The sequence below is a fragment of the Ruminococcus sp. Marseille-P328 genome (assembly GCF_964249465.1).
Taxonomy (GTDB): Bacteria; Bacillota; Clostridia; order Lachnospirales; family Lachnospiraceae; genus Blautia_A; species Blautia_A faecis.
Window position 1 is genome coordinate 1 of record NZ_CAXUBQ010000029.1, and the last position, 23,730, is coordinate 23,730.

Here is a 23,730-nt window from a genome sequence, read left to right on the forward strand (position 1 = left end):
CCATAAAAATAACCTCCAAACTGAGTAATTTTATCTTACATCAGTTTGGAGGTTTACACAAACTTTGGGATGCTCCCTCATAATAGTTTTATAATTTTTTCGTAATATAAAAAGATCCCCCATTTATTAGAATGACTTTCATAATTCTGATAAATGGAGGATTCTTCTTTATATGTTACAGAAAAACAATTTTATGACCTTTGGAGTGTTTCCAGTCTTTTTGGATCAAGGATTGTGATTTTGCCGCGGGAGAGTTTGACGAGACCCTCGCCTTGAAAGTATCGAAGCATTCGAGTGATAACTTCCCTGTGGGAACCAAGATGATTAGCAATCGTCTCATGAGTGATTTTCAGCTCGTTTGTTCCTTCGATAGAGGTCTCTTCTAAAAGAAATGAAGCAACACGCTTATCCAAACTCTTCCACATGATTTGTTCAATCAGCCACATGACATCAGAAAAACGGGTGGCTATTAACTCATTGGTATAGTTTGCGACGGGAGCAGATTCCTTCATAATGCCCTTATAGATTTCAGCAGGGATGATCCAAAGATCAGTATCTTTTTCTGCTTCAATGGTTACTTCAAATTGAATGGAGCGTATGATACATGAGGCGGATAAAAGACACATATCCATATCGAACAGACGGTAAAGTGTAATCTCTCGTCCTTCATCTGAAAGTATGTAGGTTCGAAGCTGCCCGGATTTAACCAGTAATAATCCAGTGCAATCCAGGTTTCCATTGTGAATGATTGTCCCTTTTTTTACATACTGTGTGATTAAATTGTCTGAAATTATTTTTTTCTGTGTTGTGTTTAAGTCATTCCATAGTGGAAAACAATTTTCGAAGTTCATAACTGTTATCTCCTTTACGAATATAGTATACTTGCTTTTTTTAGATGCGTCAATTATGTAACTGGCATATGCCATAAATAGAAATAAAAAGAAGTGTAATAAAGTAAATTATCTTTTCTGTGATATCATCACAGAAGCAAGATCTTTTATGCGATATATTAAGTTCAAACAGGAGAAGGAGTTGAAAAATATGACATCAATAAATATAAATAAAGAAAAGTTTGGACAATTAATTCATAAAGAAAAACCGGTTTTGGTTGATTTCTGGGCACCTTGGTGTGGTTATTGCCGTAGAATTGGAGCGGCTTATAAAAAAATAAGTGAAGAATACAGCGATATTCTTATTGCTGGAAAAGTAAATATTGATGAAGAACCACAGATTGCAGAAGCTGAAAAGATTGAGATAATTCCTACGCTGGTTTTATATCGGGATGGAAAGGCAATAGATTCTATTGTTGCACCTGAATCAAAAATAATGATAGAGAATTTTATTAATGAAGCATTGGAAAAATAAAAGGAGGACTGCTGTATGAATGAAAATCATGTTTACGATATGATTATCGTGGGGGGAGGACCTGGAGGGTATACTTCAGCATTATACGCAGCCAGAGCAGGATTTGATACAATTGTTTTAGAAAAATTATCTGCAGGTGGTCAGATGTCATTGACCTGGCAGATTGATAACTATCCTGGTTTTGAAAATGGAATTGACGGATTTTCATTGGCAGAGAAAATGCAAAAACAGGCGGAAAAATTTGGCGCTAAAAGTGAATATGCTGAAGTTTTTAATATGGATTTAACAGGAAAGCTTAAGAGAGTAGAAACTAGTTCGGGAATTTATATTGGGAAAACAGTAGTGATTGCTACTGGAGCAAATCCAAGAGAACTTGGTCTCGCTAAAGAAAAAGAATTGATAGGTCATGGGGTTGCTTATTGTGCCTCCTGTGATGGTATGTTTTATAAAGATAAGATCGTGGTGGTTGTTGGTGGTGGAAATTCTGCTGTATCAGATGCTGCTCTTTTAAGTCGAATTGCTAAGAAAGTCATCATTGTTCATCGTAGAGATACATTACGTGCAACGAAAATCTACCATGACCAGCTGATGAAAACTGAAAATATAGAGTTTCGATGGAATAATACAGTAAATGAACTGATTTATGGAGAACGATTGACTGGTGTGCGGTTGAAAGATACAGTTACAGGAGAAGAAAACATTATAGAATGTGACGGCCTGTTTGTGAGTATAGGAAGAAAACCGACAACAGATTTTTTAGATAATCAGATAGAACTGGATAATAAAGGATATATTGTGGCAGGTGAAAACACTGAAACGAGTATTCCGGGTGTTTATGCTGTAGGAGATGTCAGAACAAAGTTACTTCGTCAGATAGTAACAGCAGTGGCAGATGGTGCTATGGCAGTACATATGGCAGAAGAGTATATGGAGAAATAATAATCAGAATTTGAATAGTGAACTTTTTATACTGAAATATGTACGATTTCAATAATGACATGAACTTATGGGAACGTATTGCGGATACTTTGTGAACTTTATCCTGATACAATGATTATGCTGATGAAAGAAGACATTCAGAATGGAATTACACTAGAAATACTTATGACAAAAAAACATAAGAAAACACCGGAAGAAAAAGCAGCTGTTGCAAAACAAAAGAAACAAGAGATAATCTGGCTAAAGAAGAGATCTTGCAAGATGACCGATTTTTCTTTATTGCCGGTTATACCTCCGGAGGTGCACCGTATGGTATCACCTTGGAGGAAATGGGTCTGAAACCTTGGGATGATTTGGAGGAAAATAAAATGGTGTAAAAGTGGTGTAAACAAACAAAAATCAGCTGTGAAGATTATTGAAAACTATTGAAAACAATACGCTTCTCATATAAATATGCAAAAAAAAGTGGGTTGTTATATTTTTTTACATATAAAAAGAAATTGTGAAATTTTTATCTTTAAATGTGCGAAAATTATGAAAATTATGCGTATTCATATACTTATACAGAAGAATTTTCATGTAATAAGGCTAAAAAATGAAGCGTAGCGGTAGAATACGGAGCTGATTTGCACAATAAAATATAAAAAAACCAAATAAATCAATACGTCATTTAAAAACAAATTCTTAACAAATAATGAATTTTGTATATATTCAAACGTTTTTGTTGCACTTCTTTTGTCAATTTGCTATAATTGGTACAATAAACAGAAAGAAATGGGAGAGGTGAACTATGAATTTAGGTATCATTGCACATAATAGTAAAAAAGTTCTCATTGAAGATTTCTGTATCGCTTATAAGAACATCCTGGCCAAGCATGAAGTATATGCTACCGGCACTACAGGAAGAAGAATTGAGGAAGCCACCGGTCTTCATGTCCATAAGTTTTTACCGGGCAGTATCGGAGGCGATAAGCAGTTCATGGAAATGGTAGAGCGGCAGGATCTGGATATGGTAATACTTTTCTATAATCCTGTTATGATAGATCCAAAGGAGCCAGACATCACAGCTATTGTAAAGCGCTGTGACCAGTATAATATTCCGGTGGCGACCAATATCGCTACTGCAGAACTTCTTATTCTTGGACTGGCCCGTGGTGATCTGGATTGGAGACTGAATCTGAAATGAGAGTCATCGCAGGAAAAGCAAGACGACTGAACCTTAAGACTGTGCCGGGTATGGACACACGCCCGACCACAGACCGCATCAAAGAAACTCTTTTTAATATTCTTCAGCCTGAACTTCTGGATTGTCACTTCCTTGATCTGTTCAGCGGAAGCGGTGCAATCGGCATTGAGGCATTAAGCCGCGGAGCAGCTCGGGCTGTTTTTGTTGAAAAAAATCCCAAGGCATGCACATGCATAAGAGAAAATCTGACATTTACAAAACTTGCAGATAGTGGTACACTGCTGAATATGGACGTGATGCAGGCCCTTCGTTCCTTAGAAGGAAAGGGCGTTTTCGACTGCATATTTATGGATCCCCCATATAACCATGGGCTGGAGCGTCAGGTTCTGGAATACCTTCAGGACAGCAGTATTCTGGATGAGAATACACTGATCATCGTGGAAGCTGACCTTACTACAGATTTCGGTTATGTGGAAGATCTTGGCTACAGACAGCTGCGTTCCAAAGAATACAAAACTAACAAGCATATCTTTTTATGCCGGGGAAAGTGAGAAAAATACATGGTAATAGCTGTTTATCCAGGAAGTTTTGATCCGGCCACTTATGGTCATCTGGACATAATCAAGCGTGCAAGCGTATCTTTCGACAAAGTAATCGTAGGAGTTTTGCATAATTCTGCAAAAAGTCCGTTGTTTTCTGTTGAAGAACGTGTTAATATACTAGAAAAGGCAACAAAAGACATGGAGAATGTAGAAATCAAGGCATTCAAGGGTCTTTCTGTGAACTTTGCCAGAGAGAATCATGCACAGGTGATCGTGCGCGGGCTTCGTGCAGTTACAGATTTTGAATTTGAACTGCAGATGGCACAGACAAACCGGGTGCTTGCTCCGGATATTGACACCGTGTTTCTGACGACAAGCCTGGAATATGCATATCTTAGCTCTACTATTATGAAAGAAGTAGCAGGCTATGATGGCGACCTGAGCAAATTTGCTCCGCCGGAAATTACCGAAGCTGTTAAGAAAAAGATGCACGATTTGAAGAAATAGAATAAGGAGAGTTTACTATGAGCAGCAGAATTGAACAGATCATTGAAGAAATCGAAGAATATGTAGACAGTTGTAAATATCAGCCACTTTCTACAACTAAGATTGTAGTGAATAAAGAAGAGATCGAAGAGCTTCTTCGTGAACTTCGTCTTAAGACTCCAGACGAGATCAAACGTTATCAAAAGATCATCAGCAATAAGGATGCCATTCTTGAGGATGCACAGACCAAGGCAGATGCACTGATCGCAGATGCACAGAATAAAGCTCAGGAGCTTGTTACCCAGCATGAGATCATGCAGAAAGCATATGCGCAGGCAAACGAGACTATCAATGCAGCGAATCGTCAGGCTCAGGAGATTCTGGATTCCGCTACACAGGATGCTAACAGCATTCGTCTCAGCGCGATCACATACACAGATGACATGATGGCAAACATCGGTTCCGTACTTACCCAGACTCTTGAGGATGCTGGTGGCAAATATAAAGAATTCATCGATGCTCTTCAGGCATGCATGGATGTTGTAAACCATAATCGTCAGGAGCTTGCGCCACAGACTGCTCAGGCAGCTGCAATGTCCGGCTCTTATCAGCCGGCTGATACAGAGGCTTCCAAGGAAGATGAAGCTCTTCTGGACGAGATTGGCGATAACTAATTTTGCTGCGCGAAATATAGCAGACTTTATCTGATTGTGATTCACTAAAACTATTCTATAAATGTTTTATGTGAGCAGGGATCATGTTTATAAGAATATAAGTATGAGAGCAGCAGTAACTGCTGCATTCATACATTTGGCAGAAGCGTACGGATGAAGGGAGAGTTCCTTTCCAAGTACGCTTTTTGTTTGCGCCATAATACAGAATCCTCCGAATGCACTCATACACAGTGCAAGAAGTACACGAAGTGAATAAGAAAACCCGGACAGCAGGAGCCCATGGAGACCAGTGGTAACTTCTATCAGTCCGAGAAGAATATATTTTCCCTGTGCCGGAAGATACCAGAAATGACTTATGGCAGCGGACAGTATAGAGAACATAAGAATGTAACCACCCAGTTTTGCCATAGTTTCAAAACTATTCATAATGACAAAATCCAGAAGCCCGGCAGAAGTATATTCCTGCTCAGATGTTTTTGGCGTACAAAAGGAAAGCAGTGAGTTTTTTCTATAGAATGTAAAGCGAAAAAAACACATGCAGATCATGTCTGATAGAAGCAGAATCCTCACAAGAAAACCAATATGTAATTTTCCCTCCAGACAGATATGTCCCACATAAGTAATAAGAAAGGCCGGACTTGGATTATTGCAGAAAGTTAACAAATATTCAGCCTCCTGCCGGCTGATTTTTCCAGCATAATACAAATCTGCGGTTAATTTTGCCCCCATAGGGTAACCGGTGAGAAGTCCCAGAAGAAATACATAGGCTCCTCCCGGAGAAAGCCCAAAAACGACCTTGAAAAAAGGAGCAGTTGGTTGTAAAATTTTTGTAATCCAATCTGTGTGCACCAGAATTCCTGTAAGGATCATAAACGGAAGAAGGGTAGGCAGTAAGGTCTCCAACCATAGTTTCAGTCCGTTTCTTGCCGCAGCAAGAGCTTCGGCCGGGTAACACAGAAGGAAGAGTAAAAGCAGGATAACAGAAAGCAGGATTATTTTTTTCTTCATTTTGACCTCGTTATTAAAATAAAAGCCCAACATGTGAAGTTATAGTCAGGTTGTGTTCAGCAGCCTGAAGTATGTTTAAAAAATCATTATATAAAATTTATATTCTGTTTCTGTCTCAAAATGCCGAAAAGATAAATACAAACCATATATAAAATTTTGGAGGTAACCCATATGGCAATTTTAGAAAACTTCGAACCCAAAAATGTGTTTCACTATTTTGAGGAAATCTGTGGTATTCCACATGGTTCAGGAAATACAAAACAAATCAGTGATTATCTGGTGAATTTTGCAAAGGAGCATGATTTGAAATATGTTCAGGATGACATGAATAATGTTGTGATTTATAAACCTGCAACACCTGGCTACGAAAACGCGCCCACAGTCATCCTTCAGGGACATATGGATATGGTTTGTGCGAAATGCCCGGAAATCGAACATGATTTTACAAAGGATGGACTAAAGCTGGTTGTGAAAGATGGCTTTTTATCAGCCGAGGGCACTACTCTTGGCGGCGATGACGGAATTGCAGTGGCTTATGGCCTTGCGCTTTTAGACAGTACAGATTTGCCGCATCCGGCTTTGGAGGTTGTTTTCACCGTCGATGAAGAGACGGGGCTTCTGGGCGCTGACGGATTCGACTGCAGCCTTTTGAAGGGAAGAAGAATGATCAATCTGGATTCTGAAAAAGAGGGCTGTCTGTGGGTAAGCTGCGCTGGTGGTGTTGCTGGAAATTCTTATCTGCCAGTCCGGCGTGTGGACGCTTCCGGCAGAAAAGTTAACGTAAAAGTCTGTGGACTTGTGGGCGGCCATTCCGGAGCTGAAATACACAAAAACCGCGCAAGTGCCAATATTCTTATGGGACAGTTCCTTTATGAACTTTCCCATGTCTGTGGCTATGCATTAAAAGAATTAGAAGGTGGTCAGCAGGACAACGTTATTACCAAAGAATGCGAAGCGGTTCTTCTTGTGCTTCCGGAAGAAATTTCTCAGATCACTTCCCTTGCAAAGAAAATGCAGAAGGATTTCCGGGCAGAATACACTGGTACAGATGATACTATTACAATTCAGATAACAGAAGAAGGGGATATGGATGCACAGGTTCTTCATCCCACCAGTCAGGAAAAAGTGCTTTTTTATCTGATGAACATGCCATTTGGTGTTAAGAAAATGAGTGGTACCATAGAAAATCTGGTGGAAACCTCCTGCAATCCCGGAATTCTGAAGCTGTATGGGGACGAGTTGTTTGTACAGACCAGTATCCGAAGCTCTGTAGGAACTGCCAAAGAGGCTCTTTCCCATAAAATCCAATATCTGACAGAATTTCTGGGAGGCGAATATGAGACTGAGGGGGCTTATCCTGCATGGGAGTATCGTAAAGCTTCTCCTCTTCGTGACAAGATGGTAGAAATTTATAAAAACATGTACGGTAAAGACCTGGAGGTAGTTGCCATTCATGCCGGTCTGGAATGTGGTATTTTTTATGAGCGAATGGAAAACCTTGACTGTACCTCTCTTGGACCGGATATTCTGGACATCCACACCAGCAAAGAACGCTTGGATATGGCATCTGTGAAACGGGTTTGGGAATATCTGACAGAGGTATTGAAAAATTTGAAAGACTGATAATTACATGTATATTTAAAAGCCTGTTTTTCATAAAGCTTTTGGCATACCCCCATTAAATAGTAACTGTGGCTGCCATAGCCTTTAATCATTCGAATCAGCTGTATTTGGAAAAATATTTTCCATACAGCTGATTTTTTGTTCTAATTTTTCTGATTTTCCATATATTATCTGAGGGTGAAAAAATCGTTACTATTTACTGGTAACAAAAAAATCATCCACCTTTTCCCATATATTAAAGAGAGGAAATGCCATGAAAAGAAAGACCGGGAAACACTTACTCCTTCTTCTTTTTCTTTTGCCGCTGCTTATCTTGCTTCAGAATTTTATTCAGCAAAGAAGCCAGGCCTCCCTGTTAAAACCGGACACCTGTTTTACAGAAAGCTTCCGGGAACAGGCTTTGTCGTCTGCGCTATATGCAGAGTTAGAAGAAAGAGTACATTCGGATGGAGAATTTGCCGATCTTCTTACAACAACTATGCTGAATGGAAAATTTTTTCCAAAATATCTTTCCGGGAACAGGGAAGCATATCTCCGCTTCAAGCCCAAAGCCTATTATGACCTGAGAAGCTGTTATCTGGCTGTCTGGAAAGACCTGGAAAGTTTTCCCATTCCAATCAGAAACGATAGAGAAATATGGCAAGAGATTTTTTATGAAAACACCTTTGGCGCTGCCCGAAGCTATGGTGGAAGCCGGACGCACGAAGGCTGCGATCTCTTTGGCAGGGTTTCTCAATCCGGATTTTATCCTGTGATTTCCATGACTGATGGCAAAATAGAAAAAATCGGATGGCTTCCTCTTGGCGGATACCGGATCGGAATCCGTTCTCCTCATGGAGGGTATTTTTATTATGCCCATCTTGCATCCTATGAAAAATATTTTCAGACAGGTGAAGCAGTGGAAGCGGGGCAGATCCTTGGATTCATGGGAGATACCGGATACGGAGAAGAAGGAATGTCCGGAAAATTTCCGGTTCATCTTCATCTGGGAATCTACATAAATCCACAGGGAAAAGAGGAACTGAGTGTAAACCCTTACTATGTCTTACAGGCAATGGAGAAAAAAGTAAAAAAATACACTTATTGATAACAATTTTTTTGAAATATATGCTATAATGATTAAACATATGGGCAGACACACTTAAATTTAACTGCAGAATATTTTTCATAATACAATGCCCATATTCTGTAAGGAGCGATTTATATGGAAATACAGTTATGGAGAAGCATTTTATGCCCCTACGAACTGGCAGTCAGGGAACTGATTGTCAAATTTGAACACATTATCAGCGAACATCGAGAAAATGATCTGTATTCCCCTATTGAGCAGGTAAGCGGACGAGTGAAAAGTGTATCCAGCATTCTGGAGAAAATGCAGCGCAAGCATATTCCTATGGAACGCATGGAGGAAGAAGTAGAAGACATTGCCGGAATCCGTATTATCTGTCAGTTTGAGGAAGATATTGAGACAGTAGCATCCCTGATCCAAAACCGGTCAGATATGACCATTAAGAGTGAGAAGAATTATCTGAAGCATGTGAAACAGAGTGGTTACAGAAGTCTCCATCTGATCATTTATTATACAGTAGAAACATTAAATGGTCCCCGGAAGCTGCAGGCGGAAATTCAGATCCGCACCATGGCTATGGACTTCTGGGCAACGATCGAACATTCCCTTCAGTACAAATATAAAGGGGACATGCCGCCGCATGTGGCAGAGCGTCTGACGAATGCCGCGGATGCTATTATTTTGCTGGATCAGGAAATGTCTTCTGTGCGCGATGAAATCATGGATGCCCAGAATTCTTCCCAGATGCAGTCCAATCTTGTAAAAGATATTCTCAATAATATAGAAAATCTTTACCGCGTATCCAGCGAACGGGAGATTACCAAAATTCAAACAGAATTTCTTCGTGTTTTCCATACCAAAGATTTGAAACAGCTGGAGCGTTTTCACAGACAGCTTGATATTATCGCGGAAGGTTACCGCGCCCAGGCTGTTTACCATAATATCGGACATCAGCCAGGCAAGAGCTGTATTTCATAAATCTGTCCGAAAATACGTTACTGTTCATTTTGTTCACATCATTCTTGGAACACGCCTTACAGAATGAGCAGTGCATAGGAGAAAAATATAGATGTCACAATTTTTACCAGTTACAAAAAAAGACATGGAGGACAGAGGCTGGGATCAGGTAGATTTTGTCTACGTGACAGGAGATGCTTACGTAGATCATTCCTCTTTTGGAACTGCTATTATCAGCCGCCTTCTGGAGAGCCGGGGCTATAAAGTGGGAATTATCCCTCAGCCCGACTGGCGCAGGAAGGAGAGTATTGCCATATTTGGAGAGCCTCGCCTTGGCTTCCTTGTAAGTGCCGGCAATATGGATTCCATGGTTAATCACTATACCGTTGCAAAAAAGCACCGCCAGAAGGATTCTTATTCTCCTGGCGGTAAAATGGGTTTGCGGCCGGACCGTGCTGTTATTGTATACAGTAATCTGATTCGTCAGACTTTTAAGAAAACTCCTGTAATCCTTGGTGGAATCGAGGCAAGCCTCAGACGTATGGCACATTACGATTACTGGGAAAATAAGGTGAAGCACAGTATCCTCATAGATTCCGGCGCAGACCTGATTTCCTACGGAATGGGAGAGCATTCTATTATTGAGATTGCAGAGGCTCTTGACAGCGGAATCCCTGTCAGCGAAATTACCTACGTGGCAGGAACCGTCTATAAATGCAGGGATCTGTCCCGCACTTACGAGCCGATCATACTTCCTTCTTTTGATGAAGTACAGGCGGATAAGCTGGCTTATGCCAGAAGCTTTGCCATCCAGTATCAGAATACAGATCCTTTTACAGCAGGAACCATGGCCGAATCCTACGGAACAAAGGGCTATGTAATCCAGAATCCACCTGCATTACCTCTTACACAGGAGGAGATGGACGATGTATATGATCTTCCTTATGTGGGAAATTATCATCCCATGTATGAGAAAGACGGCGGAATTCCTGCATTAGAGGAAATTAAATTCAGCCTTACCAGCAACAGAGGATGTTTCGGAAGCTGCAGCTTCTGTGCATTAACTTTTCATCAGGGAAGAATCCTGCAGACCAGAAGTCATGAATCAATTCTGAAAGAAGCGGTCCACATGACCGAGGAGAAAGATTTCAAGGGATATATCCACGATGTAGGCGGACCTACAGCAGACTTTCGCCAGCCTTCCTGCCAGAAACAGCTGACCCGGGGCGTTTGCAAGAACCGTCATTGTCTGTTTCCTGAACCATGTAAGAATCTGACCGCGGATCACAAAGATTACGTTTCTCTTCTTCGTAAGCTCCGGGATCTTCCAAAAGTAAAAAAAGTATTTGTCCGTTCCGGTGTGCGTTTCGATTATGTGTTGGCAGACCCGGACAAGACTTTTCTTAATGAACTTGCCAAATATCATGTAAGCGGACAGCTTCGTGTAGCTCCTGAGCATGTTTCCAATCAGGTACTGAAATATATGGGCAAGCCGTCCCACGAAGTGTATGAGAAATTTTTGAAGGAATTTGACAAGGCAAATAAGAAGGCTGGCTTACAGCAGTTTGCCGTTCCATATTTTATGTCCTCCCATCCGGGATGTACCATGAAAGAGGCGGTGAAACTGGCAGAATATGTCCGTGATCTTGGCTTTACTCCGGAGCAGGTGCAGGACTTTTACCCAACACCTTCTACACTGTCTACCTGTATGTATTACACGGGAATCCATCCTCTTACAGGTGAAAAGATTTATGTGCCGAAGAACACCCATGAAAAAGCCATTCAACGTGCGCTTATGCAATATAAGAATCCGGCCAACAGAGAACTGGTTCTCGAAGGATTGAAAATTGCAGGGCGTATGGATCTGGTTGGGTATGGGGAAAAATGTCTGATCCGGCCTGTCAGAAAAGAGCATGGCGACAACAAATATACAGAGAATGCCGGGCGTAACAGAGGATCAAAGCATGGTCCGGCACCAAAGAAAACCATCCGCAATCATCACACAAGAAAAAAGCAGAAATAGGAGTGTTTTCATGAAACTAATGCAGACAAACAAAGGAGAATTCGGATATCTGAAGCGTGAACGAAAGCGCAGGATCATAATTGCTGCCATTATGCTTGGTGTCCCCATTTTTATTTTCATCAGTATGTGGATTTACCTGGGTACCAGAAATTCTATCTGGACTATCATTGCTCTGGTAGGATCTCTTCCAGGCTGTAAGGCTGTGGTAGATGTGATCATGGTCTATCTGGCAAAGCCTGTAGATCCGGTCCTGTACAAGAAGATCCATGCGCATCAGGGTGATCTTGTAATGGCGTACGAGATGTATATGACTTTCTATGAAAAAAAATGCACCATAGATGCCATTGCAGTATGCGGAAATACTGTAGTCGGTTATACCAGTGATCCGAAAGCAGATACAAATTTTATGGCTGCAGAAGCCCAGAAACTGGTTCGCAAAAACGGCTATAAAGTAGATGTAAAAATTCTTGGAGAGCTTCGTCCTTTTCTGGAACGTCTTGATTCTATGAACGAACACAAGGAATCCTTAGAAGAAGGGCTTCGCTTTACACCAGATCCAAGATATCCTGATTTTACCAGAGATGAAATGGTGAAGCATGTGATCCTGAATTTGTGTATCTAAGAGGATATCCAGCATGAAAGAGTTTATTATTAATGAAAATGAAGCGGGACAGCGCTTTGACAAATATTTAGGAAAGCTTCTCCGTGAAGCTCCCAAAAGCTTTTTTTACAAAATGCTCCGCAAGAAAAATATTACCTTAAACGGCGGTAGGGCCACTGGAAATGAGAAGCTTTCCACTGGTGACCACGTAAAGCTTTTCCTTTCGGATGAGACTTTCGGGAAATTTGCAGGAGTACAGGAAACGGTAGCCAGAGCTCATCAGAAGCTTGATATTATGTATGAAGACGATAATATCCTTCTGATCAACAAACCTGTGGGAATGCTTTCCCAGCCTGCAGATGATAAGGAACCATCACTGGTAGAATATCTGACGGGGTATCTTCTGGAAAGCAGAGCGGTTACAGAGGCGTCTTTACATACCTTCCGCCCATCTGTCTGCAATCGTCTGGACCGTAATACCAGCGGACTTGTGGCTGCAGGAAAATCCCTGACAGGACTTCAGGAGCTTTCTTCATTGTTTCATGATCGAAGCCTTCACAAATTTTACCGCTGCCTGGTAAATGGTGTTATAAAAAATGAAAAATATATCAAAGGATATTTGCATAAAGACGAAAAATGTAATAAAGTAACAGTACAGGAAACGGAAACATCCGGAGCACTTCCCATTGAGACCAGATACCGTCCCCTTGGAGATAACGGAACCGTTACCCTTCTTGAGGTGGAGTTGATCACCGGACGCACACATCAGATCAGGGCACACCTTGCAGGAACTGGTCATCCCCTTATTGGAGATTACAAGTACGGCAGGCGTACCTTAAACGATGAATACCGCAGAAAGTATGGTCTGAAATCGCAGCTGCTTCACGCACACAGGTTGGAAATTCCGGAAATTGAAGGGCGTCTTTCCTATCTGTCTGGCAAAGAGTTCACGGCCCCTTTGCCTTATCTGTTTCAAAAAATCCTGAAAGAAGAACACGTAGAGGAGAATAAATAATATGAAAATCTGGCATGAAGTATGGGACTATATAAAAATGATCATCATTGTAGTTGCTATAGTCCTGGTTATCAACAATGTAGTACTGATCAACGCGAAAATCCCTTCTCCATCCATGGAGAAGACTATTATGACCGGCGACCGTATCTTTGGATTCCGTCTTGCATATGGTATCAATCTGGATCTGTTTGGACATGAGATTTCCAAAAAAGTCAAGGATCCCGAGCGCTTTGACATTGTAATTTTCAAGTATCCGGATGATGAAAGCCAGCTTTTCATCAAACGTGTGATCGGACTTCCGGGAGAGACTGTTGAGATCAAAGACGGAAAGGTATACATCGACGGTTCTGAGACTGCTCTTGATGATTCCTTTATTCCAGAGAAAATGCAGGGAAGCTTCGGTCCATATACCGTTCCGGACAATTGCTATTTTATGCTGGGTGATAACCGAAATGATTCTAAGGATTCCCGCTTCTGGAAGAACACATTCGTCCGCTTTGACCAGATTGTAGGGAAAGCAGTTGTAAGATATTATCCATCCATCAAGCTTCTTGGCTACGAGGAACCGTAAGAATGGCGACATGGAACAGCAGAGGGCTCCGGGGTTCTACCCTGGAGGACCTTGTAAACCGAACAAACGATCAGTACAGGGAGAAGGGACTTGCTCTGATACAGAAGATTCCCACTCCCATCACTCCGGTACGCATGGACAAAGAGAACCGTCACATTACTCTGGCATACTTTGACCAGCGAAGTACTGTTGACTATATAGGTGCAGTACAGGGAATTCCTGTCTGCTTTGATGCAAAGGAATGCAGCGCCCAGACGTTTCCTCTGGCAAATATTCATCCTCATCAGGTGAAATTTATGGAGGACTTTGAAAAACAGAATGGCGTGGCATTTTTTCTTATATTTTTCAGTCAGCTGAATCTATTTTATTATCTGCCTTTTCAGGAACTTTTGGTATACTGGAGACGGATGGAAGAGGGCGGACGGAAAAGCTTCCGCAGGGAGGAACTGGATGAGAAGTATTACCTGCCGAAAAAGAGCGGCTTTCTGGTTCCTTATTTAGAGGGATTAAAATTGGATCTGGAAACACGCGTGTTACCATAACACACGCAACGTTACTGTTCACTCCGTTTACAGTAACACGCTTCGCGATGCACAGAAATCATGCTTTGCATGATTTCGCGCCGCAACTCTCGGGTTTTCTGTGAACTTTGTTCACAAAAAACATCTCGCGGAATGTTACCAGTGAACAGTAACCACGCAACACTTCGTCTTGACAATCTTGGAATATTCCACTATAATCAACATTGGTTTTGCATTATCGTAGTAGCGTGATAAAGTGTTATGTAATTAACAAGCAAGAAACAACATGGAGGAAACATGATATGCAGAGAATTTTTCATACGCCGGAGGGTGTACGGGATATTTACAGTCAGGAATGCAGCCGAAAGCAAAAACTTCAGGAAAAGCTTCACCGTGTATTCCATCAGTATGGCTTTGAAGATATAGAAACTCCCACATTTGAATATTTTGAAGTGTTTAGTAAAGAAGTGGGAACCATTCCCTCCAGGGAGCTTTATAAATTTTTTGACAGAGAAGGCAATACCCTTGTTCTTCGACCTGACTTTACACCGTCTGTTTCCAGAGCCTGTGCCACCTATTTTAACCCTGAAAAAGAGGTAGTAAGTCTGTGTTATACAGGCAACACTTTTATCAATAATTCCAGCTTTCGCGGAAGATTGAAAGAGACAACCCAGATGGGCGTTGAGCGTATGGGCGATGATTCACCAGAAGCAGATGCAGAGATTCTGGCTATGACGGTAGAGTGTCTGCTTGCGACAGGACTTACCGAATTTCAGGTAAGCGTTGGGCAGGTTGATTATTATAAAGCGATTTTTGCCCAGACAGGCATGAGCCAGGAAGAGGAAGAAGAGCTTCGGGAGCTGATTTCCCAGAAAAACTATTTTGGTGTGGAAGAGCTTGTAAAGAATAAGAACATGGATAAATCCCTTGCAAGAGTTCTTTCCCAGCTTCCTCAGATGTTCGGATCGACAGAAGTTCTGGAAAAGGCAAAATCCCTTACGGACAATCCACAGGCATTAAAGGCGGTTGCGCGTCTGGAAGAAATCTATGAGCTTCTGAAAGTTTACGGCTATGAAAAATACGTTACTTTTGATTTTGCAATGTTAAGCAAATATCATTACTATACCGGAATCATTTTCCAAGCTTATACCTACGGTACAGGAGAAGCGTTGATCAAGGGCGGCCGTTACAACCAGCTGATGAAACATTTCGGCAAGCCTGCTGCATCCATCGGGTTTGCCATTGTAGTAGATAACCTTCTGATGGCTCTTTCCAGACAAAAAATCGAAATGGAGGAAGAGGAGGGCGTTACGGTTATCACTTACCGCAAAGAAAACCGTATCCAGGCAATCCAGAAGGCCAAAGAGCTTCGCGCCCAGGGCAGAAATGTAGCCCTTCGCCCAGAGAAAGTTACTAAGGTTTGTGAGGTGGAATTATGAGATATCTGACTTTTGCCCTTACCAAGGGAAGACTTGCAGACAAAACCCTTGCCATACTTGAGAAAATCGGGATCACCTGCGAAGAGATGAAAGATAAGGATTCCCGTAAACTAATTTTTGTAAATGAAGAATTAAAGCTTCGTTTTTTCCTTGCCAAAGGACCAGATGTACCTACATATGTAGAATATGGCGCAGCTGACATCGGAATTGTCGGAAAGGATACGATCCTGGAAGAAGGCCGTAAGCTTTACGAGGTAATGGATCTTGGATTTGGAGCCTGCCGCATGTGCGTTTGCGGACCTGATAGTGCCAAACCCCTTCTGAATTCAAACCAGCTGATCCGTGTGGCAACCAAATATCCAAACATTGCCAAAGATTATTTCTATAATAAGAAGCATCAGACTGTGGAAATCATTAAGCTGAATGGTTCTATTGAGCTTGCACCTATTGTAGGTCTTTCTGAAGTGATCGTAGATATCGTTGAGACCGGAAGCACACTTCGCGAAAATGGACTGAAGGTGTTAGAAGAAGTTTGCCCTCTTTCAGCAAGAATGGTTGTGAATCAGGTAAGCATGAAAATGGAAAATGAAAGAATCAGTAAGCTGATTGAAGATTTACGAAAGGTAATCTGAAATTACTGTTTTTTTCTGGAATAAAATAAAATTGGAAGGATCGATCACAATGCGTACAGTAAGATTAACAAAAGAATCTACCAAAGATATCCTGGAAAATCTTTTAAAACGGAGCCCTAATAATTACGGCAAGTTCGAAGCAGCAGTAGCAGATATTCTTGCAAATGTAAAAGAAAAAGGGGATGAAGCTCTTTTTTCTTACACAAAAGAATTTGATAAAGTAGAGGTAACTCCGGAAACCATACGTGTAACCGAAGCGGAAATTGAAGAAGCATATAAAGCAGTTGATGCATCCTTATTGGAAGTTATCCGCAAGGCACTTGTAAACATCCGCAGCTACCATGAGAAACAGCGTCAGAACAGTTGGTTTACCAGTACCGAAAATGGCACCATGCTTGGTCAGAAGGTAACACCATTAAATCGTGTAGGTGTTTATGTTCCAGGCGGAAAAGCAGTTTATCCTTCTTCTGTATTAATGAATATTGTGCCGGCAAAAGTGGCAGGAGTACCTCACATCGTTATGACCACACCTCCTGGGAAAGACGGTAAAGTAAATCCATCCACTCTGGTTGCTGCCAAAGAAGCAGGCGCTGATGAGATCTATAAAGTTGGTGGTGCACAGGCAATCGGAGCACTTGCTTATGGTACTGCAAGCATCCCAAAGGTAGACAAGATCGTAGGACCTGGCAACATTTTTGTAGCCCTTGCAAAAAAGGCTGTTTATGGACATGTGAGCATTGATTCCATCGCTGGTCCAAGTGAGATCCTTGTCCTTGCAGATGAAACTGCAAATGCACACTATGTAGCAGCAGATCTTCTTTCTCAGGCAGAACACGATGAGATGGCTTCTGCAATCCTCATTACTACCAGTACAGAACTGGCACAGAATGTAGAGAAAGAGATTGAAGGCTATCTGAAGGTTCTTTCCAGAAAAGAGATCATCGAAAAATCTCTGGAGAATTTTGGATATATCCTTATTGCAGAAGATATGGATGAAGCGATTGAAGCAGCGAATGAGATTGCATCTGAACACATGGAAATTGTCACCAAAAACGCCTTTGAGGTAATGATGAAGGTGCGAAATGCAGGCGCTATTTTCATTGGAGAGTACAGTTCTGAGCCTCTTGGTGATTACTTTGCCGGACCAAACCACGTTCTTCCTACCAACGGAACAGCTAAGTTCTTCTCTGCACTTTCCGTCGACGATTTTATTAAGAAATCCAGTATTGTATATTATTCCAGGTCTGCATTACAGGAAATCCACAAGGACATCATCCAGTTTGCATCCTCAGAGCAGCTAACTGCACACGCCAACTCCATTGCAGTCCGCTTTGAAGAGGAAGATAAAAAGGAGCAGTCATGACAAGAGAAGCTACTGTTGAACGAAATACAAAGGAAACTAAAATTGCCATAAAGCTGAATCTGGACGGAACCGGAAAAAGCAGTCTGGATACAGGTGTGGGATTTTTCGATCATATGTTAGATGGCTTTACCCGCCACGGACTTTTTGATCTGGAGATAAATGTAAAAGGCGATCTTCAGGTTGACGATCATCATACCATTGAAGATACAGGAATTGTTCTTGGCACAGCTATTAAAGAAGCGGTTGGAGACAAGAAAGGAATCAGGCGTTACGGAAGCTGCATCCTTCCAATGGATGAGTGTCTTGTGCTTTGCGCCATTGATCTCGGGGGACGCCCGTATCTTTCCTTCGAAGGTACGTTTACCAGTGAAAAAATTGGAGATATGTCCACAGAAATGGTGAAGGAATTCTTTTACGCCATTTCTTATACGGCAGCCATGAATCTTCACATTAAGGTTCTAACACCGGGAAATAATCACCATATGGCAGAAGCCATGTTCAAAAGCTTTGCAAAGGCGCTGGATATGGCGGTAGCTTATGATCCTCGTATTACAGATGTGCTTTCTACGAAGGGAAGTCTCTAAAGGCAGAATAAACAGAATTACAATTAAGACGATATGATATATGCCACTTGTTTTCATTTTTTTCGAATTGAGCATGAAAGCAGGTGGCATAATTGCAGAAGAATTTTTCATAAAGGAGTATTAAAAATATGGAACAGAACCAATTAAAGTCCAAAATGTCCTGGTCAGATTTCAAATTAAACAGTGACGGTATGGTTCCGGTTATTGTGCAGGATTACAAAACAGACGAAGTTCTTATGCTTGCGTACATGAACGAGGAAGCATACCTTACCACTCTGAAGCTGGGAAAAATGACTTACTGGAGCCGCAGCCGCAACGAGCTCTGGACCAAAGGACTAACCTCCGGTCATGTTCAGTATGTGAAATCATTGACTATTGACTGTGATAATGATACAATTCTGGCAAAAGTAGAGCAGGTAGGGGCTGCATGCCATACCGGAAACCGGACATGCTTTTTTACCCCATTGCTCTAAAGCCTGTTTGAAAAATCATTCCTGCAATCTGCACGCCCCACTTTGCGATATATTTTGCAGAAAGCCTTTTTCAAACACGCTCTAAAAAAGACTGCAAAAGGTAAAATTATTACATGAAAAAACAAGTGAAAAACGGTGTGATCAAAGTTCTGATCCTGGTTCTGATTCTGGCAGGTGCGTATGGGCTGTGGTGTCATTTTCTTACAGATAATGTAATCTGGAAGAAGCTTAAAATAAACGGCATAGCCATTCAGGGAATGACCAAAGAGGAAGCCATTGACGCAATTTCAAAAGATTTTCAGGAAAAATATGAGAACACACAGATGACCATTACCCTGAATGGAAAGAACTTTAAGGTATCCATCTATCCTGTTCTCGGTCTTGATGTAAAATCAATTGTAGAAAGTGCCTATGCTCTTGGACATGGTGCCTGGTTTACTCATGGAACTGACCGCATCGAACTGATGAACAGCAAGACAAAGGAAGAAGTCACCCTTATGCCAGAAGCCCGAAACAAAGACGAACTGGACAAGCTTCTGGAGGATGCTGGAATTTCAAAGGGATCCACCACTATACAGACTTCCTGTGAACTTACAGATACAGAGCTGGTTATCACTAAGGGAAAAACCGGAATCGGTCCGGATATGGATGCATTGAAAGAAGCGATTCTAAAAGCAATTTCCATAGAAGATTATGAAGCTGTTATCGAATGTCCTACTATGAAGACACCGCCAGAGGAACTGGATCTGGAAGCCTATTATGAAAAAGTACATACAGATGCCACAGATGCTTCTCTGGGGGAAAATAATGAAATTATTCCGGCAGTTACCGGAATTTCATTTGATGTGAAGTCAGCTGCAAAGAAGCTGGAAAAAGCAAAAGAAGGGGCAAAGATTACCATCCCCCTTGAAATAACCCTACCCGAAGTTTCTACAGAAGAGCTAGAAGCCCTTCCTTATCTGAATCTTCTTGGTACTTATACTACATATGGCGGCGGTACCGAAAACCGTGTTGCCAATTTGAAGCTTGCCGTGGAAGCCTGTGATGGAGTGGAACTTCAGCCAGGACAGATTTTTTCCTACAACGATACTTTAGGTCCACGTACTGAGGAACGAGGGTACAGGGAAGCAACTGTAATTGTAGGAGGCGAACATGCCCAGGATATCGGAGGCGGAATCTGCCAGATTTCCACTACGTTGTTTATGGCATGCCTGCAGTCTGATCTGACCATTGTTGAGCGTCATAATCACGCTGCCCGAATTGATTATGTTGAGGATGGTCTGGACGCAGCAGTGGTGTGGGGAGGTCAGGATTTCCGTTTTCAGAATAATACTGCTTATCCAATTAAAATTGAAGCCTCTTACGATGAAAAAGAGGAAGCCGTAACGGTATCCATTTACGGAACCCAAACTGACAATAATACGGTAGAGATTACTACAGAGCATTCCGATCCAAACACCTGTAAAACCTACCGCAGTGTCTACGATGAGAATGGAACACTTCTCCGCACAGATGAAGTCGGGTACAGTAAATACAAGCAATAACCCTATAAATCTATTGATTTCGACATAACGGTCTGCTATAATGAGGTGAATTGAATAAATCCGTTTTCAGTGCCAGACATATCTGTCTGCTACAGCGTGCAGATTGTGAGAATATTTTTTCAACACGCTCTAAGAGGGAATCAGGTGAAAGTCCTGAACGATCCGGTCACTGTAACCAGGGAGTAGAATCCAGTGAAACCATTGGTATATTGCTGAGAAGGATGGATTCTGTGTTGATCTGTAAGTCAGGAAACCTGCTGAATTCGTTTAATGAAAGCTTCCGAAGAAAGTACTTCATTCTCATTAATATATTTGATAATACAATATATTGAATTTTTAATGCCTGTTTTCTCAGAGGAAGCAGGCATTTTTTTGAAATAATCCTGTCAGGATTGCCCATTGTACAAACAGGCTCCAGAAGCAGTTGGGATTTATTCAAATTATAAAATAATAGGAAGAATCGAGGAAAAAGAAATGAAAAGAAATTCAAAACGCTTTCTTGCACTGTTTCTTTCCGTCGCGATGACGGTCACTCCTGCTGTACTTACACAGGCAGAAAATGAGGATGCAAACGTACAGGTTTCTGTTACACCAACTCCAGAAACAGAGGCGGAGAAGACTGCTGTTGCTGCTGAGACTCCTGTGCAGGAGAACGCAACAGCTGAGGAAGAAAACACTGACACTACAGTAACTCCGGCAGCAGTGGATGCCTCTGCTGTGAAAGAGACACCTGCTGCTACAGAAACACCTGCCTCTGAGACCACTCCTGAGGTTACTGCATCACTTGCTGAAGAAAGCAAAAATGAGGAAGCAGAAGCTCCACAGCCTACAGCTGCACCAGAAACAACAGAAGAGGGCAAAACCGAAGAGACAGATAAACCAGAAACAAAGCCAGAGGATCTGAACCCAGATGGTTCCAACATGACCATTGACAAGGAAGATAACAGTGCATATAAAATGCTTAAAATCAAAAGCTCTTCTGCTGAATTAAATGGTGATAAAATTAAGATAACCCTCAATACTGACGGAAAGAACTATGAGAAGCTTTATCTTGGTTCTAAGGAAGATCCTGACGAAGCAAAAAATGCAGCAGCAATCGTTGGTACAGAAAATGAAGATGGTTATACTTTCATTTTTGAGGTTCCTGCCAGTGAACAGGTCCAGACTTTCAGCATCGTACCATTTTCTGTAAAAAATCAGAAATGGTACACAAATATGGCTTTGAAACTGAACGTTCCAGGAATGAAAGCCCCGGAACCAACAGCTACTCCAGAGCCAACTGCAGCCCCTGAGCCAACTGCCACTCCACTGCCAACTGCTGCTCCAACACCGGAACCAACTGTTTCCCCAGAGCCTACCGAAGCACCGGTTGAGACTCCTGCACCAACTGAAACTCCAGTGCCAAGCACAACTCCGGAAGCAACCACCACCCCAGAGCCAACAGCACCCCCTGCTCCAGGCAGCTGTGCAAGCGGAATTTATAATATTACAGTAAACTCCAGTTCATCTATGTTCCGTGTAATTGACTGTGTCCTTACTTCCAAAAACGGAAAGATGACAGCTGTTCTTACTTTAAGCGGAACTGGTTACGACTATCTATGTCTTGGAACAAAAGAAGAAGCTGCCGCAGCCGATTCCTCCACCTGGATTCCATATGTGGCAGACGCAAATGGCAAATATACATATGAGATTCCCGTTGAAGCCCTGGACAATGGAATTGCAGTTGCTGCTTTTTCCCACAAAAACCAGATCTGGTATGACAGGATCCTGACTTTCCAGTCCGGCACTTTGAATAAGATAGGTGACGTACAGGATGATCCGCAGCCAGATACTGCTCCTGACACAACAATCACAGCAACTCCTGCACCCACTGCAAAGCCAAATAAAAAACCGACAGCAACTCCTACACCAACAGCAACTCCAAAGCCAGACAAGAAACCGGAAGAGGAATCCAAATACGAATCTGACTTAAGTGGCGGAACAGCAACAGTAAATAGTTCTACCACATTGGCAGATGGAACCTATACTCCTGACAACTTCTCCTGGTCTGGTGGTTCCGGAAAGGTCAGCATTACCTGTAACAAAGTTACGGTAACAAATGGTCAGGCATATGCGACTATTGTATTCAGCAGTGAATATTACGGTTATGTAAAAGCCAATGGAAATAAATACTACGGTGCATGCGGCGGCGGAACTTCTACTTTCACAATTCCGGTAGCACTGAACCAGAATAATACGATCATTGGTATGACAACCAGAATGTCCCAGGCTCATGAAATCACTTACACCATTTATATCGCTTTAAAGGGTGCAAACGATCCGAAGAAAACAGACAAGGATAACCCGGCAGAGGACAACAGCATGCTTTCCACAGGAAACAAGAAGCTGGATGATTCTGCACCAGAGATCACAGGTCTTGAGTATAAAGACGAAACTACTCTTGAGCATGCAAAATACTTTAAGCTTTATCACTACGCAAAGGGCATTACCCTTCTTGAAGTAGATATGACAACAGATACTGCAAGAAAACCGGAAACTGTTGATTCCGGAAAAGAAAATGCAAAAACAGAAGCTGCTGATTTCCAGGAACTTACAGGTACAGAAAAGCTCTACATGGGCAATGTTGTAAAATACCTGATCGTACCTGAGGGTGCTGTTATCCCTGCAGGACTTGATAAAGATGTAATCGTAATCAACCAGCCGGTAGAATCTGCTTATGTGGCTTCCACAGATGCTCTTAACATTTTGGATAAGCTTGATCTTACAGACAAAGTTACTGCTCTTGGAATGGAAAAAGAGGACTGTACGGTAGACAGCCTTACAGCTGCTCTGGAAGATGGTTCCGTAACTTTTGCAGGAAAAGATGAAGATACAGATTACAAAGCTCTTGTAAAGAGTCAGTGCGGTATTTCTATCCTTTCTTCTGATATTCTCCCGACAGAGGAAGCAGACACAGAAGCAAAAGAAAACCTTCTGAAAGATTCCGCAGAGAAATATTCCACTCTGAAAATCCCGTTTATCGTGGACCGTTCTACAGATGAAAAGGATGACAATGCAAAAGCTGAGTGGGAAAAAGCTTACGAAGCAATTTTTGTAACTGATGAGGAAGAATAAA

Annotated in this window: 24 protein-coding genes, 2 pseudogenes and 1 riboswitch; of the genes and pseudogenes, 23 read left to right on the forward strand and 3 right to left on the reverse strand. The window is 41.8% G+C overall.

Going from position 1 to position 23,730, the window contains the following annotated elements; genetic code table 11:
- Positions 1-191: 191 nt before the first annotated feature.
- Positions 192-926 carry a Crp/Fnr family transcriptional regulator gene (locus ACESTK_RS17230; RefSeq protein WP_334285474.1) on the reverse strand — a complete coding sequence of 245 codons (735 nt, stop codon included), beginning with the start codon at positions 924-926 and terminating at the stop codon, positions 192-194.
- Between the two features lie 115 nt (positions 927-1,041).
- Between ACESTK_RS17230 and ACESTK_RS17235 the strand changes: the two genes are divergently transcribed.
- From ACESTK_RS17235 to ACESTK_RS17265, 7 genes are all read left to right on the forward strand, one after another.
- A complete protein-coding gene (locus ACESTK_RS17235; protein ID WP_373120366.1) occupies positions 1,042-1,365 on the forward strand; it encodes a thioredoxin family protein in 324 nt (107 codons plus the stop codon).
- A 15-nt stretch (positions 1,366-1,380) separates the two neighbouring features.
- On the forward strand, positions 1,381-2,304 hold the full coding sequence (gene trxB / locus ACESTK_RS17240; protein WP_026648815.1) for a thioredoxin-disulfide reductase: 924 nt from the start codon (positions 1,381-1,383) through the stop codon (positions 2,302-2,304).
- Positions 2,305-2,427: 123 nt separating this feature from the next.
- Positions 2,428-2,643 (forward strand): hypothetical protein, encoded by a 216-nt coding sequence (locus tag ACESTK_RS17245; protein WP_373120359.1) that lies wholly within the window; start codon positions 2,428-2,430, stop codon positions 2,641-2,643.
- A 451-nt stretch (positions 2,644-3,094) separates the two neighbouring features.
- Complete coding sequence (locus ACESTK_RS17250) at positions 3,095-3,490, forward strand: methylglyoxal synthase (RefSeq protein WP_021926957.1); 396 nt, start codon at positions 3,095-3,097, stop codon at positions 3,488-3,490.
- A complete protein-coding gene (gene rsmD / locus ACESTK_RS17255; RefSeq protein ID WP_173736053.1) occupies positions 3,487-4,041 on the forward strand; it encodes a 16S rRNA (guanine(966)-N(2))-methyltransferase RsmD in 555 nt (184 codons plus the stop codon). The genes ACESTK_RS17250 and rsmD overlap by 4 nt, the downstream gene beginning before the upstream one ends.
- 9 nt (positions 4,042-4,050) lie before the next feature.
- A complete protein-coding gene (coaD, locus tag ACESTK_RS17260; RefSeq protein ID WP_118583104.1) occupies positions 4,051-4,539 on the forward strand; it encodes a pantetheine-phosphate adenylyltransferase in 489 nt (162 codons plus the stop codon).
- Between the two features lie 17 nt (positions 4,540-4,556).
- Entirely contained in the window at positions 4,557-5,192 is a 636-nt protein-coding gene (locus ACESTK_RS17265; RefSeq protein WP_373120360.1) for an ATPase, read from the forward strand.
- Between the two features lie 87 nt (positions 5,193-5,279).
- Here the strand turns inward: ACESTK_RS17265 and ACESTK_RS17270 are convergent, their stop codons facing one another.
- Positions 5,280-6,200 (reverse strand): nucleoside recognition domain-containing protein, encoded by a 921-nt coding sequence (locus ACESTK_RS17270; RefSeq protein WP_173716735.1) that lies wholly within the window; start codon positions 6,198-6,200, stop codon positions 5,280-5,282.
- Positions 6,201-6,371: 171 nt separating this feature from the next.
- Here ACESTK_RS17270 and ACESTK_RS17275 point away from each other — a divergent pair, with 171 nt between their 5' ends.
- The 13 genes from ACESTK_RS17275 (at position 6,372) to hisI (ending at position 19,071) form a co-directional block, all read left to right on the forward strand.
- Entirely contained in the window at positions 6,372-7,823 is a 1,452-nt protein-coding gene (locus tag ACESTK_RS17275; protein WP_195700302.1) for an aminoacyl-histidine dipeptidase, read from the forward strand.
- A 253-nt stretch (positions 7,824-8,076) separates the two neighbouring features.
- Positions 8,077-8,910: a M23 family metallopeptidase gene (locus tag ACESTK_RS17280; RefSeq protein WP_237925893.1), complete on the forward strand. Its 834-nt coding sequence runs from the start codon at positions 8,077-8,079 to the stop codon at positions 8,908-8,910.
- Positions 8,911-9,027: 117 nt separating this feature from the next.
- A complete protein-coding gene (locus tag ACESTK_RS17285; protein WP_118583092.1) occupies positions 9,028-9,870 on the forward strand; it encodes a GTP pyrophosphokinase family protein in 843 nt (280 codons plus the stop codon).
- 91 nt (positions 9,871-9,961) lie between these two features.
- Positions 9,962-11,872, forward strand: coding sequence for a YgiQ family radical SAM protein (locus ACESTK_RS17290; RefSeq protein ID WP_373120362.1), 1,911 nt, complete (start codon positions 9,962-9,964; stop codon positions 11,870-11,872).
- Positions 11,873-11,882: 10 nt separating this feature from the next.
- A complete protein-coding gene (locus ACESTK_RS17295; RefSeq protein WP_226855451.1) occupies positions 11,883-12,494 on the forward strand; it encodes a hypothetical protein in 612 nt (203 codons plus the stop codon).
- Between the two features lie 13 nt (positions 12,495-12,507).
- A complete protein-coding gene (locus tag ACESTK_RS17300; RefSeq protein ID WP_226855452.1) occupies positions 12,508-13,488 on the forward strand; it encodes an RluA family pseudouridine synthase in 981 nt (326 codons plus the stop codon).
- Position 13,489: 1 nt separating this feature from the next.
- Positions 13,490-14,059 (forward strand): signal peptidase I, encoded by a 570-nt coding sequence (lepB, locus tag ACESTK_RS17305; RefSeq protein WP_173716740.1) that lies wholly within the window; start codon positions 13,490-13,492, stop codon positions 14,057-14,059.
- Positions 14,060-14,061: 2 nt separating this feature from the next.
- The gene (locus tag ACESTK_RS17310; RefSeq protein ID WP_173771938.1) at positions 14,062-14,601 is read left to right on the forward strand and encodes a Holliday junction resolvase RecU; all 540 of its coding nucleotides are present in this window, start codon (positions 14,062-14,064) and stop codon (positions 14,599-14,601) included.
- 281 nt (positions 14,602-14,882) lie between these two features.
- A complete protein-coding gene (gene hisZ / locus ACESTK_RS17315; RefSeq protein WP_118583465.1) occupies positions 14,883-16,019 on the forward strand; it encodes an ATP phosphoribosyltransferase regulatory subunit in 1,137 nt (378 codons plus the stop codon).
- On the forward strand, positions 16,016-16,651 hold the full coding sequence (hisG, locus tag ACESTK_RS17320) for an ATP phosphoribosyltransferase (protein WP_118583467.1): 636 nt from the start codon (positions 16,016-16,018) through the stop codon (positions 16,649-16,651). Before hisZ ends, hisG begins: the two co-directional genes overlap by 4 nt.
- Before the next feature lie 49 nt (positions 16,652-16,700).
- A complete protein-coding gene (hisD, locus tag ACESTK_RS17325; RefSeq protein ID WP_173716743.1) occupies positions 16,701-18,014 on the forward strand; it encodes a histidinol dehydrogenase in 1,314 nt (437 codons plus the stop codon).
- Positions 18,011-18,598: an imidazoleglycerol-phosphate dehydratase HisB gene (hisB, locus tag ACESTK_RS17330; protein WP_187566439.1), complete on the forward strand. Its 588-nt coding sequence runs from the start codon at positions 18,011-18,013 to the stop codon at positions 18,596-18,598. The genes hisD and hisB overlap by 4 nt, the downstream gene beginning before the upstream one ends.
- A 128-nt stretch (positions 18,599-18,726) precedes the next feature.
- Positions 18,727-19,071: a phosphoribosyl-AMP cyclohydrolase gene (gene hisI / locus ACESTK_RS17335; protein ID WP_173771934.1), complete on the forward strand. Its 345-nt coding sequence runs from the start codon at positions 18,727-18,729 to the stop codon at positions 19,069-19,071.
- On the opposite strand, the pseudogene ACESTK_RS17340 reads toward hisI, so the two are convergent.
- A pseudogene (locus tag ACESTK_RS17340) lies at positions 19,055-19,102 on the reverse strand (hypothetical protein); the annotation flags it as partial. The gene hisI and the pseudogene ACESTK_RS17340 sit on opposite strands and share 17 nt — an antisense overlap.
- On the opposite strand from ACESTK_RS17340, the pseudogene ACESTK_RS17345 reads away from it, so the two are divergent.
- The 3 genes and pseudogenes from ACESTK_RS17345 to ACESTK_RS17355 all read left to right on the forward strand — a co-directional run.
- Positions 19,082-19,156 (forward strand): annotated as a pseudogene (locus ACESTK_RS17345) (DUF6783 domain-containing protein); the annotation flags it as partial. The pseudogenes ACESTK_RS17340 and ACESTK_RS17345 sit on opposite strands and share 21 nt — an antisense overlap.
- Before the next feature lie 28 nt (positions 19,157-19,184).
- Entirely contained in the window at positions 19,185-20,615 is a 1,431-nt protein-coding gene (locus tag ACESTK_RS17350; RefSeq protein ID WP_187566438.1) for a VanW family protein, read from the forward strand.
- A gap of 75 nt (positions 20,616-20,690) precedes the next feature.
- Positions 20,691-20,892: riboswitch (cobalamin riboswitch) on the forward strand.
- Positions 20,893-21,089: 197 nt separating this feature from the next.
- Positions 21,090-23,729 carry a hypothetical protein gene (locus ACESTK_RS17355; RefSeq protein ID WP_226855454.1) on the forward strand — a complete coding sequence of 880 codons (2,640 nt, stop codon included), beginning with the start codon at positions 21,090-21,092 and terminating at the stop codon, positions 23,727-23,729.
- Position 23,730 lies beyond the last annotated feature (1 nt).